Origin of the sequence: Streptomyces sp. NBC_00209, from assembly GCF_045206345.1 — a bacterium.
Classification (GTDB): Bacteria; Actinomycetota; Actinomycetes; order Streptomycetales; family Streptomycetaceae; genus Streptomyces.
The window spans coordinates 6068506-6085287 of the sequence record NZ_CP108121.1 but is presented as its reverse complement, the minus strand read 5'-3'; the positions used below and the strand labels follow the sequence as shown (position 1 = coordinate 6085287).

The window sequence follows — 16782 nt, the reverse complement described above, 5'->3', positions numbered from 1 at the left end:
CGCCTGCGCCCAAACGCACCCGCGCAAAACCAAGCCCGCCCGCACAATCAAGCCCGTCCGGCGATTGAGGACAAACACCTCAGCCGATGTCCACCGGATCCACCCGCACCCGCACCGCCTCCCCACCCCCGCCGCGCGCCACGCGCGCAGCGCGCAACGCCGCAGCCAACGCCGCCCCACTCCCGGGCGGCACCCGCACCAGCGCCCGCTCCCAGACCTCCCCCACCGGCGCCTCGAACGTCCGCCGGGGCCGCCCCGGCTCCGCGGCCGGCACCGGCACGGGCCCCAGCACCTCCGCGTCCCCGGGCAACCGCGCCGCCGCGAGGAACGCGGCCGGCGCCCCCGGCTCCCCCGTCACCGACGCCATCCGGGACACCGGCGGAAAGCCCAGCTCGGCCCGCTCCGCCAGCTCCCGCCGGGCGTGCCCGACCGGGTCCCACCGGACCAGCGCCTGCACGGGCCGCAGCGTCGGCTCGGCGACGACGACCACCGTGCCGCCCTCCGGCCGCCCCCGGACCAGCGCGGCGGCGGCCGTCCACCGGCGCAGTGCCTCCTCACCGGCACGCAGATCGGGCCGGCCGGTCATCGCCCAGCCGTCGAGCAGGAGCGCCGCCGCGTACCCGCCCTCGGCGACCGGCTCGGCGCCCGGCGTGCTGACGACCAGCGCGGGCTGGTCCGGCACCGAGTCGAGGACATGGTCACGCCCGGACGTCCGCACCGGCACCGCCGGGAACGCCCGGCCCAGCTCCTCCGCCGTGCGCCGGGCCCCCACGATCTGGGCGCGCAACCGACGCCCCCCGCAGGCCACGCAGTGCCAGGACGTCTCGGCCCGCCCGCACCACGCGCAGTTCAGGCCCTGCTGGTCCGGCGCCTCCAGCGGCCCCGCGCACTGCCGGCACCGGGCGGGCTCCCGGCAGCGCTCGCAGGCGAGCCGGGGGGCGTAACCCCGCCGGGGCACCTGGACCAGCACCGGACCGGCGCGCAGCCCGTCCCGGACGGTCTGCCAGGCGAGGCTGGGCAGTCGGGCGACCCGGGCGGCCCCGTCCCGGGCGAGCTCGCCGTCGCCCACGGTGCGGATGACGGGCGCCGCCCCCCGCACCTGCTCCCGGTCGGCGCGCAGCGGCAGCGCCCACCCGCTCTCCACGAGTTGCGCGGCCTCCACCGTGCAGCTGACGGAGCCGAGCAGAAAGGCGCACCGGCCGTGCGTGGCCCGCAGCTCCAGGACCTCGCGGACGTGCGGGAAGGGGGCGCGGTCGTCGCTGTGACTGGAGTCCCCGTCGTCCCAGACGACGACGAGCCCGAGGTCGGCGACGGGAGCGAACATCGCCGCCCTGGTCCCCACCACCGCCCTGACGGAGCCGCGCCGCACGGCGAGCCATTCCCGGTAGCGCTTCCCGGGCCCGGATCCGGCGGTGAGCAGCGCGTGCCGCCCCTCGCCGAGCAGGGCGGTGAGCGCGGCGTCGACCCGGCCGGCGGTCCGCCCGTCGGGGACGACGACGAGGGCGCCGCGCCCGGAGGACAGCGTCGCGGCGACGGCGGTGGCGATCTCGGCGGGCCAGTGCGGTCCGGGCAGCGCGGTCCACACGGCCCGGGGCGCGCCCCCGCCGGCCAGTGCGGAGAGGAACGCGGGGCCCTGCGGGTACCGCTCCCAGCTCCCGGGGGCGGGGGGCGCGGGGGCGGGCAGGGGCGCGGGCGACGGTTTGGCCTCGGCCTGCGCGTTGCGCGGGGGGACGGCGAGCTGGAGGACGTCGGCGAGGCTGCCCGCGTACCGGTCGGCGACGGCGCGGGCGAGGGCGAGGAGGCCGGGGCCGAGGACCGGCTCGGGCGAGACGACGGAGGCGAGCGCGGCGAGCGCCCCGTTGTAGTCGGACTCGGCCAGCCGCTCGATGAGGAAGCCGTCCACGAGGCCGCCGCCCTCGCGCCGGCCGCCGCGCACATTGCGGCCCCCGGCGCCGAAGCGGACCCGGACGCGCACCCCGGGCTGTGCGGCGGCGTCCAGCTCCTCGGGGACGGCGTAGTCGAAGTACTGGTCGAGAGGGAGCGCGCCCTTGTTGACGAGGACGCGGGCGACGGGCAGCTCCTTGGCGAGGGCGGCACCGCGCCAGGTGCGCGGTTTGGCGCGCGGCACATCCGCCCGGCGGACGGCCTCCCGGATCAGCGCAAGCTGTTCCGGCGCCCCGGGCTCGTCAGACCGCTCGTTCTCGCTGCTCACAGCTCCATCCCTACCAGACGCCTCGGACAACGGCGCCGGCCGTCTCCGTCACACCAAGCCGTGAAACGCCGGAGCCCGGACACCGTGTCGGCGTCCGGGCTCCGGCGGATGACCGGCGGGTGCGGTGCTTACAGACCGGCGGCGGCGCGCAGCGCGTCCACCCGGTCCGTACGCTCCCAGGTGAAGTCGGGCAGCTCGCGGCCGAAGTGGCCGTACGCGGCGGTCTGGGCGTAGATCGGGCGCAGCAGGTCGAGGTCGCGGATGATCGCGGCCGGGCGGAGGTCGAAGACCTCGCCGATGGCGTGCTCGATCCTCTCGGTCTCGATCGCGGCGGTGCCGAAGGTCTCCACGAAGAGGCCCACCGGCTCGGCCTTGCCGATCGCGTACGCGACCTGGACCTCGCAGCGGGCGGCGAGGCCGGCGGCGACGACGTTCTTGGCGACCCAGCGCATGGCGTAGGCGGCCGAGCGGTCCACCTTCGACGGGTCCTTGCCGGAGAAGGCGCCGCCGCCGTGGCGGGCCATGCCCCCGTAGGTGTCGATGATGATCTTGCGGCCGGTGAGGCCGGCGTCGCCCATCGGGCCGCCGATCTCGAAGCGCCCGGTCGGGTTGACCAGCAGGCGGTAGCCCTCGGTGTCGAGCTTGATGCCGTCCTCGATGAGCTGGTTCAGCACGTGCTCGACCACGAACTCGCGGATGTCGGGCGCGAGCAGCGAGTCGAGGTCGATGTCGCTGGCGTGCTGCGAGGAGACGACGACGGTGTCGAGGCGGACGGCCTTGTCGCCGTCGTACTCGATGGTGACCTGGGTCTTGCCGTCGGGGCGCAGGTACGGGATGGTCCCGTTCTTGCGGACCTCGGACAGCCGGCGGGAGAGCCGGTGCGCGAGGAAGATCGGCAGCGGCATGAGCTCGGGCGTCTCGTCGCAGGCGTAGCCGAACATCAGGCCCTGGTCGCCGGCGCCCTGCTTGTCGAGCTCGTCCTCGTCGCCCTCGACCCGCTTCTCGTAAGCGGTGTCGACGCCCTGGGCGATGTCCGGGGACTGGGCCCCGATGGACACCGAGACGCCGCAGGAGGCACCGTCGAAGCCCTTCTTCGAGGAGTCGTAGCCGATCTCCAGGACCTTGTTGCGGACCAGCGTCGGAATATCGGCGTACGCCTTGGTCGTGACCTCACCCGCGACGTGCACGAGACCGGTGGTGATCAGGGTCTCGACGGCGACGCGGGAGGACGGGTCCTCGCGCAGGAGCGCGTCGAGAATGGTGTCGCTGATCTGGTCGGCGATCTTGTCGGGGTGGCCCTCGGTCACGGACTCCGAGGTGAAGAGACGGCGGGACACATCGCTCCCTGGGGTTGCAGCGGCTGCTGGCTGATCATTGGGCGGACGGTCCGGGAGCTGCGCCCGGCACGGTCCAGGGAGCAGTTTATCGGTCGGCTCCGGCCGGCGGACAACGTGTCTCGCCCTTTGGCCTTCCTGTGACGTGTTCCACCAGGTCCGGAGGACCCCGGAAGGCTGCTGCCGCAAGGCCCGGGACCGTGTCGCGGGGGTGCTGCCGGCCCCGGCGTGTCACCGGAAATTCATCCGAGGCGCGCCGCGACGAGGTCCCACACCGTGTCGGCCAGGGCCTCCTTGGGCCCGTACGGGACGGGGGTCTCGGTGCCGTCGGCGGCGAGCACCACGGCCTCGTTCTCCTCGGAGCCGAAGGTCTTGCGCTCCCCGACCTCGTTCACCACCAGCAGGTCGCAGCCCTTGCGGCGGAGCTTCTGGCGGCCGTTGGCCAGGACGTCGTCGGTCTCGGCGGCGAATCCGACGACGACCTGCCCGGGCGTGGCGCGCTCGGCGGAGACCTCGGCGAGGATGTCCGGGTTGCGGACGAGCGTGATCGGGGCGGGCTCCTGGCCGTCCTTCTTCTTGATCTTGCCGGTGGCGTACTCGGCGGGCCGGAAGTCGGCGACGGCGGCGGCCATGACCACGACGTCGGCGTCCCGGGCCGCCTTCAGCACGGCCTCGCGCAGTTGTGTCGCGGTGCCGGCGCGGACGACGTCGGCGCCGGACGGGTCGGGCAGCCCGGTGTTGGCCTCGACCAGGGTGACCCGGGCGCCGCGCGCGACGGCGGTGCGGGCGAGCGCGTAGCCCTGCTTGCCGGAGGAGCGGTTGCCGAGGTAGCGGACCGGGTCGAGGGGCTCCCTCGTACCGCCGGCGCTGATCACCACGTGCCGGCCCGCGAGGTCGGGGGCGGCCGCGCCCCGGGCGAGGACCCGGCGGCAGACCTCGTAGATCTCGCCCGGGTCGGGGAGCCGGCCCTTGCCGGTGTCGACGCCGGTGAGACGGCCCACGGCGGGCTCGATGACGACGGCGCCCCGGCGGCGCAGCGTCGCGACGTTCTCCTGGGTGGCGGGGTGCTCCCACATCTCGGTGTGCATCGCCGGGGCGAAGACGACCGGACAGCGGGCGGTGAGCAGGGTGTTGGTGAGCAGGTCGTCGGCGAGGCCGTGGGCGGCCTTGGCCAGCATGTCGGCGGTGGCGGGGGCGACGACGACGAGGTCGGCGTGCTGCCCGATCCGGACGTGCGGCACCTCGTGGACGTCGTCCCAGACCTCGGTGGAGACGGGGTGGCCGGAGAGCGCCGACCAGGTGGCGGCGCCGACGAAGTGGAGGGCGGACGCGGTGGGGACGACCCGTACGTCGTGGCCGGACTCGGTCAGCCGGCGCAGCAGCTCGCACGCCTTGTACGCGGCGATGCCGCCGCTGACCCCCAGAACGACCTTCGGCTTGTCCACTGCGTCTCCCCGCACTCGGTTGCGTACGCCTCCATGCTGCCTCACGGGTACGCGCACCGGACGGTCGGCCCGGAACGCACCCCGGGCCCGGCGGATGTCCGCCGGGCCCGGGGTGAAGGTGCGTCGTCGCTGCTTACTGCGCGGGGCCCTCGATGGCCTCGGACGTGAGCAGGCCCGCGTTGATCTCGCGGAGCGCGATCGAGAGCGGCTTCTCGTGCACGTGGGTGTCGACGAGCGGACCGACGTACTCGAGGAGGCCCTCACCGAGCTGCGAGTAGTACGCGTTGATCTGGCGCGCGCGCTTGGCGGCGTAGATCACGAGGCTGTACTTCGAGTCGGTTGCTTCGAGGAGCTCATCAATCGGCGGGTTGATGATGCCCTCGGGCGTGGTGATGGAAGAGGACACGCTCTGCCTTCCGAAGGGGATGAAGATCAAAGAATTCTTTGACAGTCAGGGGCCTTGATGCCGGGCCCCCGCTGCCGGTGTTTCACTCGCCGGCGGCGCGGTGGCCGGAAGCCTCCAGCATCAAGGCTAGCAGCTCACGTGCCACGTCCTCGACGGAGGTGTTGACCAGCGTCGTATCGAACTCCGCTTCGGCGGCCAGTTCCACCTTGGCGGCGCCGAGCCGGCGTTCGATCACCTCGGGCGCCTCGGTCCCCCGGCCGGTGAGCCGGCGGACCAGCTCCTCCCAGCTCGGCGGGGCGAGGAAGACCAGCTGGGCGTCGGCCATGGACTGGCGGACCAGCCGGGCGCCCTGGAGGTCGATCTCCAGGAGCACCGGCTCCCCCGCCTCCAGCCGCTCCTGCACGGCGCGGCGCGGCGTGCCGTAGCGGTTGCCGGCGAACTCGGCCCACTCCAGCAGCTCACCGTTGGCGATCAGCTTGTCGAACTCCTCGTCGTCCACGAAGAAGTAGTGGACGCCGTTGCGTTCGCCGGGGCGGGGCTTGCGGGTCGTCGCCGACACCGAGAGCCACACCTCGGGGTGGACCTTGCGCATATGCGCGACGACCGTGCTCTTGCCGACCCCCGAGGGGCCGGAGAGCACGGTCAGCCGCGGACGTACGTCCGGGGGTACGGGGGACGTCCCCCGGGATGTTGCAGCCATGGAGCGATTATCCAGGTTCTCAGGGGTGCCTGAGAACGTCAGGCGGCGGTGCCGCCGAACTCACGCTCCAGGGATGCGATCTGGTTGGAGCCAAGACCCCGCACACGACGGCTCTCGGAGATGCCGAGCCGCTCCATGATCTGCTTGGCACGGACCTTGCCCACACCGGGCAGGGACTCCAGCAGGGCGGAGACCTTCATCTTGCCGATGACGTCGTTCTCCTGGCCCGACTTGATGACCTCGTGGAGGGAGGCGCCGGAGTGCTTGAGTCGATTCTTGACCTCGGCCCGCTCCCGGCGAGCCGCGGCGGCCTTTTCGAGCGCGGCTGCGCGCTGTTCAGGGGTAAGGGGCGGAAGAGCCACGCCTACGTCACCTCGGATGTCGATCTGTCGGATACGGACCGGTGAGGCAGCGGGATCGCCCCTCACCTGCTGAGCCGCGAACAACCCGTGCTCGTCGGCTCTCGACGGAGACTAGCGGCCAAGGCCGCCGGAGTCAGCGAGAACAGACGAAAAGTCCTGGTCAGCCTCTGCCGACCGGGACTTTTCAGGCATAACCACCGACTTTTTTCGTCAGGATTCCGTCAACACACGGTTACGTGGCAGGGTCAGCGGTCCGAGACGGCCACGCGGACCTCGTCCGCGAACCGTTCGGCGGCCCCGCGCAGCCCCGCCGTGTCCGGCCCGTGGCGCAGCACGCCCCGGCTGACGCTGGGCACCACATTGCGCACCGCGTCGCCGAAGACGCCCGGCAGATCGGCCGGGGTCGCCCCCTGCGCGCCGATGCCCGGGGCGAGCAGCGGCCCGTTGATCGCGAGATCCACGCCCGCGTCGCCGAGCGTGGCGCCGACGACCGCGCCGACCGATCCGAGCGGGGCGGCGCCCGCGTTCTCGGCGGCCATGTGGTCGAGCATCAGCTGCGCCAGCGGCCGTCCGTCGGCGGCGGTGGCGCGCTGCACCTCGGCGCCCTCCGGGTTGGAGGTCAGCGCGAGGACGAAGACGCCGGCGCCGGAGATCGCCGCCGCGTCGAGCGCGGGCCGCAGCGAGCCGAAGCCGAGGTACGGCGAGACGGTGACCGCGTCCGAGAACAGCGGCGAGTCCTTGTCCAGGTAGGTCGCCGCGTAGGCGCCCATGGTCGAGCCGATGTCGCCGCGCTTGGCGTCCATCAGGACCAGGGCCCCGGCCGCGCGCGCCTCCTCGACGGCCTTCTCCAGGACGGCGATGCCGCGCGAGCCGAACCGCTCGAAGAACGCGGACTGCGGCTTGAGCACGGCGACCCGGTCGGCCAGCGCCTCGACGACCGTACGGGTGAACCGCTCCAGGCCCGCGATGTCGTCGCTGAGGCCCCAGGCGGTGAGCAGGGAGGCGTGCGGGTCGATGCCGACGCAGAGCGGGCCACGGGTGTCCATGGCGTGGCGCAGCCGGGCGCCGAAGGGTTCCAGGGTCATTTCGCTGCCTTCCGGGATTCCGCGCCGACGGCGTCGGCGAGCGTGGCGTACGGGGAGGCGGCCAGGCGCGCGGCCAGCCCCTTGTGGATCGCGCGGGCGTAGAACGGGCCCTCGTAGATGAAGGCGCTGTAGCCCTGGACGAGGGTGGCGCCGGCCAGGATGCGCTGCCAGGCGTCCTCGGCGTTCTCCACGCCTCCGACGCCCACCAGGGTGATCCGGTCCCCCACGCGCCGGTGGAGGCGGCTCAGGACCTCCAGGGAGCGTTCCTTGAGGGGGGCGCCGGACAGGCCGCCGGTCTCCTTCACCAGGGCGGCCGGGGACTTCAGGCCCAGCCCGTCGCGGGCGATGGTGGTGTTGGTGGCGATGATGCCGTCCAGGCCCAGTTCGACGGCCAGGTCGGCGACCGCGTCGACGTCCTCGTCCGCGAGGTCCGGGGCGATCTTGACGAGCAGCGGGACGCGGCGGTGGGTGACGGTGCGGTCGGCCGCCTCGCGCACGGCGGTGAGCAGCGGGCGCAGCGACTCGGTGGCCTGGAGGTTGCGCAGGCCGGGGGTGTTGGGCGAGGAGACGTTGACGACGAGGTAGTCGGCGTGGGCGGCGAGGCGCTCGGTGGACTTCACGTAGTCGGCGGCGGCGTCGGCCTCGGGGACGACCTTGGTCTTGCCGATGTTGACGCCGAGGGTGGTGCGGAAGACCGGGTTGCGGGCGGCCAGGCGCTCGGCGACGGCGGCCGAGCCCTCGTTGTTGAAGCCCATGCGGTTGATCAGCGCGCGGTCCGCGACCAGGCGGAACAGGCGCTTCTTCGGGTTGCCCGGCTGGGGCTCGCCGGTCACGGTGCCGATCTCGACGTGGTCGAAGCCGAGCATCGCCATGCCGTCGATCGCGACGGCGTTCTTGTCGAAGCCGGCGGCGAGGCCGAAGGGGCCGTGCATCCGCAGGCCCAGGGCCTCGGTGCGCAGCTCCTTGTACCGGGGGGCGAGGGCGGCGGCCAGGAAGGTGCGCAGCACGGGGACGCGGGCGGCCAGGCGGATCCAGCGGAAGGCGAGGTAGTGGGCCTGCTCCGGGTCCATGCGCTTGAAGACCAGCTGGAAGAAGAACTTGTACATCACGGTGTCCTCATGAAGAGGGGGGACACCGTCTCCGGTGTCCCCCCTGTGGGCTGCCTAGTCGCGGGCCGCGGTCAGATGTTCCGCGTGTTCCTGGAGGGAACGGACGCCGACGTCTCCGTTGTTGAGGGCGTCGATGCCCTGGACGGCCGCGGCGAGCGCCTGGACCGTGGTCAGGCAGGGCACCGAGCGGGAGACGGCCGCGGTGCGGATCTCGTAGCCGTCGAGCCGGCCGCCGGTCCCGTACGGGGTGTTGACGATGAGGTCGACACCGCCCTCGTGGATCAGCTGGACGATGGTCGGCTCGCCGTTCGGGCCCTCGCCCTCGGACTGCTTGCGCACGACCGTGGCGTTGATGCCGTTGCGCTTGAGGACCTCGGCGGTGCCGGAGGTGGCCAGCAGCTCGAAGCCGTGGGCGACCAGCTCGCGGGCCGGGAAGATCATCGAGCGCTTGTCGCGGTTGGCGACCGAGATGAAGGCGCGGCCCTTGGTGGGCAGCGGCCCGTAGGCGCCGGCCTGCGACTTGGCGTACGCGGTGCCGAAGGCCGAGTCGATGCCCATGACCTCGCCGGTGGAGCGCATCTCCGGGCCGAGGATGGTGTCGACGCCGCGGCCGTGGATGTCGCGGAAGCGCGACCACGGCATGACGGCCTCCTTGACGGAGATCGGCGCGTCCAGCGGCAGCGTGCCGCCGTCGCCGGTCTTCGGCAGCAGCCCCTCCTCGCGCAGCTCGGCGACGGTCGCGCCCAGCGAGATCCGGGCGGCGGCCTTGGCGAGCGGGACCGCGGTCGCCTTCGAGGTGAAGGGCACGGTCCGGGAGGCGCGCGGGTTGGCCTCCAGGACGTAGAGGATGTCGCCGGAGAGCGCGAACTGGATGTTGATCAGGCCGCGGACGCCGACGCCCTTGGCGATGGCCTCCGTGGAGGCGCGCAGCCGCTTGATGTCGTGGCCGCCGAGGGTGATCGGGGGCAGCGCGCAGGCGGAGTCGCCGGAGTGGATGCCGGCTTCCTCGATGTGCTCCATGACGCCGCCGAGGTAGAGCTCGGTGCCGTCGTAGAGGGCGTCGACGTCGATCTCGATGGCGTCGTCCAGGAAGCGGTCGACCAGGACCGGCCGGGTGGGGCTGATCTCGGTGGACTCGGAGATGTACGCGGAGAGCCGGGCCTCGTCGTACACGATCTCCATGCCGCGCCCGCCGAGCACGTACGACGGGCGTACGAGGACGGGGTAGCCGATCTCGTCGGCGATCTCCTTGGCCTCGGCGAAGGTGGTGGCGGTGCCGTGCTTGGGGGCGGGCAGGCCGGCCTCGGCCAGGACGCGGCCGAAGGCGCCGCGGTCCTCGGCGGCGTGGATCGCCTCCGGGGAGGTGCCGACGACGGGCACGCCGTTGTCCTTGAGCGCCTGCGACAGGCCCAGCGGGGTCTGGCCGCCGAGCTGGACGACGACGCCCGCGATCGGGCCCGCCAGGGACTCGGCGTGCACGATCTCCAGCACGTCCTCCAGCGTCAGCGGCTCGAAGTACAGGCGGTCGGAGGTGTCGTAGTCGGTGGAGACCGTCTCCGGGTTGCAGTTGACCATCACGGTCTCGTAGCCGGCGTCGCTGAGCGCGAAGGAGGCGTGGACGCAGGAGTAGTCGAACTCGATGCCCTGGCCGATGCGGTTGGGGCCGGAGCCGAGGATGATCACCGCGGGCTTGGTGCGGGGCGCGACCTCGGTCTCCTCGTCGTAGGAGGAGTAGAAGTACGGGGTCTTCGCGGCGAACTCGGCGGCGCAGGTGTCGACCGTCTTGTAGACCGGGCGGATGCCGAGCGCGTGGCGGACCTCGCGGACGACGTCCTCGCGCAGGTCGCGGATCTCGGCGATCTGGACGTCGGAGAAGCCGTGCCGCTTGGCCTCGGCCAGCAGCTCGGGGACGAGTTTGTCGGCGGCGGCCAGCTCGTCGGCGATCTCCTTGATCAGGAAGAGCTGGTCCACGAACCAGGGGTCGATCTTCGTGGCGTCGAAGACCTCCTCCTGGGTGGCGCCGGCCCGGATCGCCTGCATGACGGTGTTGATGCGGCCGTCGGTCGGGCGGACCGCCTCGGCCAGCAGCTCGGCCTTGTCGCCGACCGGGCCGGTGAAGGTGAACTGCGAGCCCTTCTTCTCCAGGGAGCGCAGGGCCTTCTGCAGGGCCTCGGTGAAGTTCCGGCCGATCGCCATGGCCTCGCCCACCGACTTCATGGTGGTGGTGAGGGTGGAGTCGGCGGAGGGGAACTTCTCGAAGGCGAAGCGCGGGGCCTTGACGACGACGTAGTCGAGGGTCGGCTCGAAGGAGGCCGGGGTCTTCTCGGTGATGTCGTTGGGGATCTCGTCCAGCGTGTAGCCGACGGCCAGCTTGGCGGCGATCTTGGCGATCGGGAAGCCGGTGGCCTTGGAGGCGAGCGCCGAGGAGCGGGAGACGCGCGGGTTCATCTCGATGACGATGACGCGGCCGTCGGTGGGGTCGATCGCGAACTGGATGTTGCAGCCGCCGGTGTCGACGCCGACCTCGCGGATGATCGCGATGCCGATGTCGCGCAGCCGCTGGTACTCGCGGTCGGTGAGGGTCATCGACGGGGCGACGGTGATCGAGTCACCGGTGTGGACGCCCATCGGGTCGAAGTTCTCGATGGAGCAGACGACCACGACGTTGTCGTTGCGGTCGCGCATCAGCTCCAGCTCGTACTCCTTCCAGCCGAGGATGGACTCTTCGAGCAGCACCTCGGTGGTCGGGGAGAGCGTGAGGCCCTGGCCCGCGATGCGGCGCAGCTCCTCCTCGTCGTGGGCGAAGCCGGAGCCGGCGCCGCCCATGGTGAAGGAGGGGCGGACGACGACGGGGTAACCGCCGAGCGTGTCGACGCCGGCGAGGACGTCGTCCATGGAGTGGCAGATGACCGAGCGGGCGGACTCGCCGTAGCCGATCTTCTCCTTGACGGCCGCGACGACGCCCTTGAAGAGGTCGCGGTCCTCGCCCTTGTTGATGGCCTCGACGTTGGCGCCGATGAGCTCGACGCCGTACTTCTCCAGGACACCGTTCGCGTGCATGGAGATCGCGGTGTTCAGCGCGGTCTGGCCGCCCAGGGTGGGCAGCAGCGCGTCGGGGCGCTCCTTCGCGATGATCTTCTCCACGAACTCCGGGGTGATCGGCTCGACGTACGTGGCGTCGGCGATCTCCGGGTCGGTCATGATCGTCGCGGGGTTGGAGTTCACCAGGATGACGCGCAGGCCCTCGGCCTTGAGCACGCGGCACGCCTGGGTGCCGGAGTAGTCGAACTCGGCGGCCTGCCCGATGACGATCGGGCCGGAGCCGATGACCAGGACGGACTGGATATCGGAGCGCTTAGGCACGCTGGCCCTCCATCAGGGAAACGAAGCGGTCGAAGAGGTACGCGGCGTCGTGCGGGCCGGCGGCCGCCTCGGGGTGGTACTGGACGCTGAAGGCCGGCCGGTCGAGCAGCTGAAGGCCCTCGACCACCTGGTCGTTCAGGCATACGTGGGAGACCTCGGCGCGCCCGTAGGCGGTGTCGGAGACCTTGTCGAGGGGGGCGTCGACGGCGAAGCCGTGGTTGTGCGCGGTGACCTCGACCTTGCCGGTCGAGCGGTCCTGCACGGGCTGGTTGATGCCGCGGTGGCCGTACTTCAGCTTGTACGTGCCGAAGCCGAGCGCGCGGCCCAGGATCTGGTTGCCGAAGCAGATGCCGAAGAGCGGGGTCTGCCGCTCCAGGACACCCTGCATCAGGGCGACCGGGTGGTCGGCGGTGGACGGGTCGCCGGGGCCGTTGGAGAAGAAGACGCCGTCCGGGGCGACGGCGTAGACCTCCTCCAGGGTGGCGGTGGCGGGCAGCACGTGGACCTCGATGCCGCGCTCGGCCATCCGGTGCGGGGTCATGCCCTTGATGCCGAGGTCGACCGCGGCGACCGTGAACTTCCTGGTGCCGATCGCGGGGACGACGTACGCCTCCTTGGTGGCGACCTCCGCGGACAGGTCGGCGCCCTTCATCTCGGGGGCCTCCTGGACGCGGGCCAGCATCGCCGCGTCGCCGGTGACGGCGTCGCCGGAGAAGATGCCGACGCGCATGGCGCCGCGCTCGCGCAGGTGGCGGGTGAGGGCACGGGTGTCGATGCCGCTGATGCCGACGACGCCCTGGGTCGCCAGCTCCTCGTCGAGGGTGCGGCGGGAGCGCCAGTTGGAGGGGGTGCGGGCGGGGTCGCGGACGACGTAGCCGGAGACCCAGATCTGCTGGGACTCGGGGTCCTCGTCGTTGACGCCGGTGTTGCCGACGTGCGGGGCGGTCATCACGACGACCTGGCGGTGGTACGAGGGGTCGGTCAGCGTCTCCTGGTAGCCGGTCATGCCGGTGGAGAAGACCGCCTCGCCGAAGGTCTCCCCCACAGCCCCGTAGGCGCGGCCGCGGAAGGTGCGGCCGTCCTCCAGGACGAGTACGGCGGGAACCTGGGTTCCCCGGGTGGAGGTCGTCATCGTGCGATGCCTTCCGTAGTGCTGGTGAGGTGGTTGACGGCGTCGACCCAGGCGGGGTGTTCGGCCGAGTGGTCGGAGCGGAATCCGGAGTCGATCAGCCGGTCGCCGAGCGCCCAGGTGATGACGAGGAGTCCGCCCTCGGGCAGGACCTTGCCCGCCAGTGCCCTTTCGGTGCGGGCGCCGCGCAGGTCGGCGGCCGGGACGAAGAAGTCCGCGGCGCCGGGCCGTACGACGTCGAGGCCCTCGGCGGTGAGGGTGAGCTCGACGCGGCTGCGGGTGCCGAGGCCGTGGGCGACGATCCGGTCGAGCCACTGCCCGGCCGTGGTCGACGCGTGGTAGCGGCCGGAGAGGGCGAGCAGCTTCTCGCCGTCCGCGAAACTCTCCGGCGCGGTGGCCGGGGCGGGCAGGTCGGACTGGAGGTTTCCGCGCCACTTCCAGCCCTGGCGCATCAGCCAGTAGACGAACGCGACGAGGACGAGGAGTCCGATCACCCAGCTGATCCGGGCGGACCAGTCGGTGACTTCCGCCGACTTCTGCTCGGCGGCGAGTTGGTACAGGGTCTGTGTTGTCACGCGAGCTTCCCGTCGACGACCGTGGCACGGCCCCGCAGGAAGGTGTGGGTCACTCGGCCCGGCAGCTCGCGCCCCTCGTACGGGGTGTTGCGGCTGCGGGAGGCGAAGCCCGCGGGGTCCACCTCTCCACGGTATGCCGGATCGACCAGCGTGAGGTTGGCGGGCTCACCGGCCGAGACGGGGCGGCCGTGTCCTTCGAGCCGTCCGATGGCCGCGGGGCGGGCCGACATGCGGTCGGCGACGCCGGCCCAGTCGAGCAGCCCGGTCTCGACCATCGTCTGCTGGACGACGGAGAGCGCGGTCTCCAGGCCCACCATGCCCATGGCGGCCGCGGCCCACTCGCAGTCCTTGTCCTCGTGCGGGTGCGGGGCGTGGTCGGTGGCGACGCAGTCGATGGTGCCGTCGGCCAGCGCCTCGCGCAGCGCCAGCACGTCGGCCTCCGTGCGCAGCGGCGGGTTCACCTTGTAGACCGGGTTGTAGCTCCGGACGAGCTCGTCGGTGAGCAGCAGGTGGTGCGGGGTGACCTCGGCGGTGACGTTCCAGCCCTTGGACTTGGCCCAGCGCACGATCTCCACGGAGCCCGCGGTCGACAGGTGGCAGATGTGGACCCGGGAGTCCACGTGCGCGGCGAGCAGGACGTCGCGGGCGATGATCGACTCCTCGGCGACGGCGGGCCAGCCGCCGAGGCCCAGCTCGGCCGAGACGACGCCCTCGTTCATCTGGGCGCCCTCGGTGAGGCGGGGCTCCTGGGCGTGCTGGGCGACGACGCCGTCGAACGCCTTCACGTACTCCAGGGCGCGGCGCATGATGACCGCGTCGTCCACGCACTTGCCGTCGTCGGAGAAGACCTTCACCCCGGCGGCGGAGTCGTGCATGGCGCCGAGCTCGGCGAGCTGCTTGCCCTCCAGGCCCACGGTGACGGCGCCGACGGGCTGGACGTCGCAGTAGCCGGACTCCTTGCCGAGGCGCCAGACCTGCTCGACCACGCCGGCGGTGTCGGCGACCGGGAAGGTGTTGGCCATGGCGTGGACGGCGGTGAAGCCGCCGGCCGCGGCGGCCCTGGTGCCGGTGAGGACGGTCTCGGAGTCCTCGCGGCCGGGCTCGCGCAGGTGGGTGTGGAGGTCGACCAGGCCGGGCAGCAGGACCTGGCCCGCCGCCTCGATCACCGTGGCGTCGCCGGCGTCGAGGCCGGTGCCGACGGCGGCGATGGTCTCGCCGTCGATGAGGACGTCCTGGGGGTCGCCGCCGAGTACCTTCGCACCGCGGATAAGGATCTTGCTCATGGTTACTTGTTCTCCTCGGTACGGGCGGCGGTGGGGGTGCTGGGGGCGCTTGACTCGTAGCCGCCGAGCAGCAGGTAGAGCACGGCCATGCGGATGGAGACGCCGTTGGCGACCTGCTCCACGACCGTGCAGCGGTCGGAGTCGGCGACCTCGGCGGTGATCTCCATGCCGCGGACCATGGGTCCGGGGTGCATGACGACGGCGTGCTCGGGCATCCGCGCCATCCGCTCGCCGTCCAGGCCGTAGCGGCGCGAGTACTCGCGCTCGGTCGGGAAGTAGGCGGCGTTCATCCGCTCGCGCTGCACACGAAGCATCATCACAGCGTCGGACTGGGGCAGCACCTCGTCCAGGCTGTAGCTGACGTCGCAGGGCCACTGCTCGACGCCGACCGGGACCAGGGTGGGCGGGGCGACGAGGGTGACGTGGGCGCCGAGCGTGGTCAGCAGGTGCACGTTGGAGCGGGCGACCCGGCTGTGCAGGATGTCGCCGACGATGGTGATCCGGCGGCCGTCGAGGTCCTTGCCGAGCCCGGCGTCGGCGCCGACGAGCCTGCGGCGCATCGTGAAGGCGTCCAGGAGGGCCTGGGTGGGGTGCTCGTGGGTGCCGTCGCCCGCGTTGACGACGGCGCCGTCGATCCAGCCGGAGGTGGCCAGCCGGTACGGGGCTCCGGAGGCGCCGTGCCGGATGACGACGGCGTCGGCGCCCATCGCCTCCAGGGTCAGGGCGGTGTCTTTGAGGGATTCGCCCTTGGAGACGGACGAGCCCTTCGCGGAGAAGTTGATGACGTCGGCGGACAGCCGCTTGGCGGCCGCCTCGAAGGAGATGCGGGTACGCGTCGAATCCTCGAAGAAGAGGTTGACGACGGTCCGGCCGCGCAGGGTCGGGAGCTTCTTGATCGGCCGGTCCGCGACCCTGGCCATCTCCTCGGCGGTGTCGAGGATCAGGACGGCGTCGTCGCGGGTGAGGTCGGCGGCCGAGATGAGGTGGCGCTTCATCTGGGTGTTCTCCGGGTGGCTGGAGGTTTCAGGCATGCGGGCGCGCGGAAGCCGTCGCACGGCGGGCTGGCCGTACGGGCGGGAAGCTAACGCTCGACCGCGGGGGCGGCCTGCTCGACCCCGAGCAGCACGGCGTCGCGGCCGTCCTCCTCGGCGAGCTGGACCTTGACCGTCTCCCGCAGCGACGTGGGGAGGTTCTTGCCGACGTAGTCGGCGCGGATCGGCAGTTCGCGGTGTCCGCGGTCCACGAGGACCGCGAGCTGCACCGCGCGGGGCCGGCCGATGTCGCCGAGCGCGTCGAGGGCGGCGCGGATCGTGCGGCCGGAGAAGAGGACGTCGTCCACGAGGACGACCAGGCGGCCCTCGATGCCCTCGCCGGGGATCTCGGTGCGGGCCAGGGCGCGCGGAGGGCGCAGCCTCAGGTCGTCGCGGTACATGGTGATGTCGAGGGAGCCGACCGGGATCGTGCGGCCGGTGATCTCTTCGAGCTTGGCGGCGAGCCGGCCGGCGAGGAAGACCCCGCGGGTCGGGATGCCGAGGAGCACCACGTCGTCGGCGCCCTTGGCGCGCTCGACGATCTCGTGGGCGATGCGGGTCAGGACCCGGGCGATGTCGGGAGCCTCCAGAACGGGGCGTGCCGCATTGCCGGTGGCGTCGTACTGTGCGTCCATAAGAAACGGACCTCCTTCTCCGCCTCACGGGACGGACCTTAAAGGACGTCGAAATTGCGTCATCCACGTTACCAGGGCCGCTACCGGAGCTCGCCCGCACCCCCGGGGAAAGC

General features: G+C 72.2%; 14 protein-coding genes. All 14 read right to left on the bottom strand.

Annotated features, from left to right (window positions below):
- Positions 1 to 79 precede the first annotated feature (79 nt).
- The gene (locus tag OG867_RS27730; RefSeq protein ID WP_406289388.1) at positions 80 to 2212 is read right to left on the bottom strand and encodes a primosomal protein N'; all 2133 of its coding nucleotides are present in this window, start codon (positions 2210 to 2212) and stop codon (positions 80 to 82) included.
- Positions 2213 to 2340: 128 nt separating this feature from the next.
- Positions 2341 to 3549 carry a methionine adenosyltransferase gene (gene metK / locus OG867_RS27725; RefSeq protein WP_328899222.1) on the bottom strand — a complete coding sequence of 403 codons (1209 nt, stop codon included), beginning with the start codon at positions 3547 to 3549 and terminating at the stop codon, positions 2341 to 2343.
- A gap of 239 nt (positions 3550 to 3788) precedes the next feature.
- A complete protein-coding gene (coaBC, locus tag OG867_RS27720; protein WP_406289385.1) occupies positions 3789 to 4991 on the bottom strand; it encodes a bifunctional phosphopantothenoylcysteine decarboxylase/phosphopantothenate--cysteine ligase CoaBC in 1203 nt (400 codons plus the stop codon).
- Positions 4992 to 5124: 133 nt separating this feature from the next.
- Complete coding sequence (rpoZ, locus tag OG867_RS27715; RefSeq protein ID WP_003970369.1) at positions 5125 to 5397, bottom strand: DNA-directed RNA polymerase subunit omega; 273 nt, start codon at positions 5395 to 5397, stop codon at positions 5125 to 5127.
- Between the two features lie 82 nt (positions 5398 to 5479).
- Positions 5480 to 6097: a guanylate kinase gene (gmk, locus tag OG867_RS27710; protein ID WP_026171628.1), complete on the bottom strand. Its 618-nt coding sequence runs from the start codon at positions 6095 to 6097 to the stop codon at positions 5480 to 5482.
- Between the two features lie 38 nt (positions 6098 to 6135).
- Positions 6136 to 6459, bottom strand: a complete 324-nt coding sequence (locus OG867_RS27705; protein WP_018103912.1) for an integration host factor — start codon at positions 6457 to 6459, stop codon at positions 6136 to 6138.
- Positions 6460 to 6704: 245 nt separating this feature from the next.
- On the bottom strand, positions 6705 to 7544 hold the full coding sequence (pyrF, locus tag OG867_RS27700) for an orotidine-5'-phosphate decarboxylase (RefSeq protein WP_328899225.1): 840 nt from the start codon (positions 7542 to 7544) through the stop codon (positions 6705 to 6707).
- The gene (locus OG867_RS27695) at positions 7541 to 8650 is read right to left on the bottom strand and encodes a quinone-dependent dihydroorotate dehydrogenase (protein WP_406289380.1); all 1110 of its coding nucleotides are present in this window, start codon (positions 8648 to 8650) and stop codon (positions 7541 to 7543) included. Before OG867_RS27695 ends, pyrF begins: the two co-directional genes overlap by 4 nt.
- A 57-nt stretch (positions 8651 to 8707) precedes the next feature.
- Positions 8708 to 12016, bottom strand: a complete 3309-nt coding sequence (gene carB / locus OG867_RS27690; RefSeq protein WP_406289378.1) for a carbamoyl-phosphate synthase large subunit — start codon at positions 12014 to 12016, stop codon at positions 8708 to 8710.
- Positions 12009 to 13148, bottom strand: a complete 1140-nt coding sequence (gene carA, locus OG867_RS27685) for a glutamine-hydrolyzing carbamoyl-phosphate synthase small subunit (protein ID WP_406289375.1) — start codon at positions 13146 to 13148, stop codon at positions 12009 to 12011. Before carA ends, carB begins: the two co-directional genes overlap by 8 nt.
- Positions 13145 to 13720 carry a hypothetical protein gene (locus tag OG867_RS27680; RefSeq protein ID WP_406289373.1) on the bottom strand — a complete coding sequence of 192 codons (576 nt, stop codon included), beginning with the start codon at positions 13718 to 13720 and terminating at the stop codon, positions 13145 to 13147. Before OG867_RS27680 ends, carA begins: the two co-directional genes overlap by 4 nt.
- The gene (locus OG867_RS27675; protein ID WP_328899230.1) at positions 13717 to 15003 is read right to left on the bottom strand and encodes a dihydroorotase; all 1287 of its coding nucleotides are present in this window, start codon (positions 15001 to 15003) and stop codon (positions 13717 to 13719) included. Before OG867_RS27675 ends, OG867_RS27680 begins: the two co-directional genes overlap by 4 nt.
- Positions 15004 to 15005: 2 nt before the next feature.
- A complete protein-coding gene (locus tag OG867_RS27670; protein ID WP_406291195.1) occupies positions 15006 to 15998 on the bottom strand; it encodes an aspartate carbamoyltransferase catalytic subunit in 993 nt (330 codons plus the stop codon).
- Positions 15999 to 16084: 86 nt separating this feature from the next.
- Positions 16085 to 16669, bottom strand: coding sequence for a bifunctional pyr operon transcriptional regulator/uracil phosphoribosyltransferase PyrR (gene pyrR, locus OG867_RS27665; protein ID WP_406289370.1), 585 nt, complete (start codon positions 16667 to 16669; stop codon positions 16085 to 16087).
- Positions 16670 to 16782 lie beyond the last annotated feature (113 nt).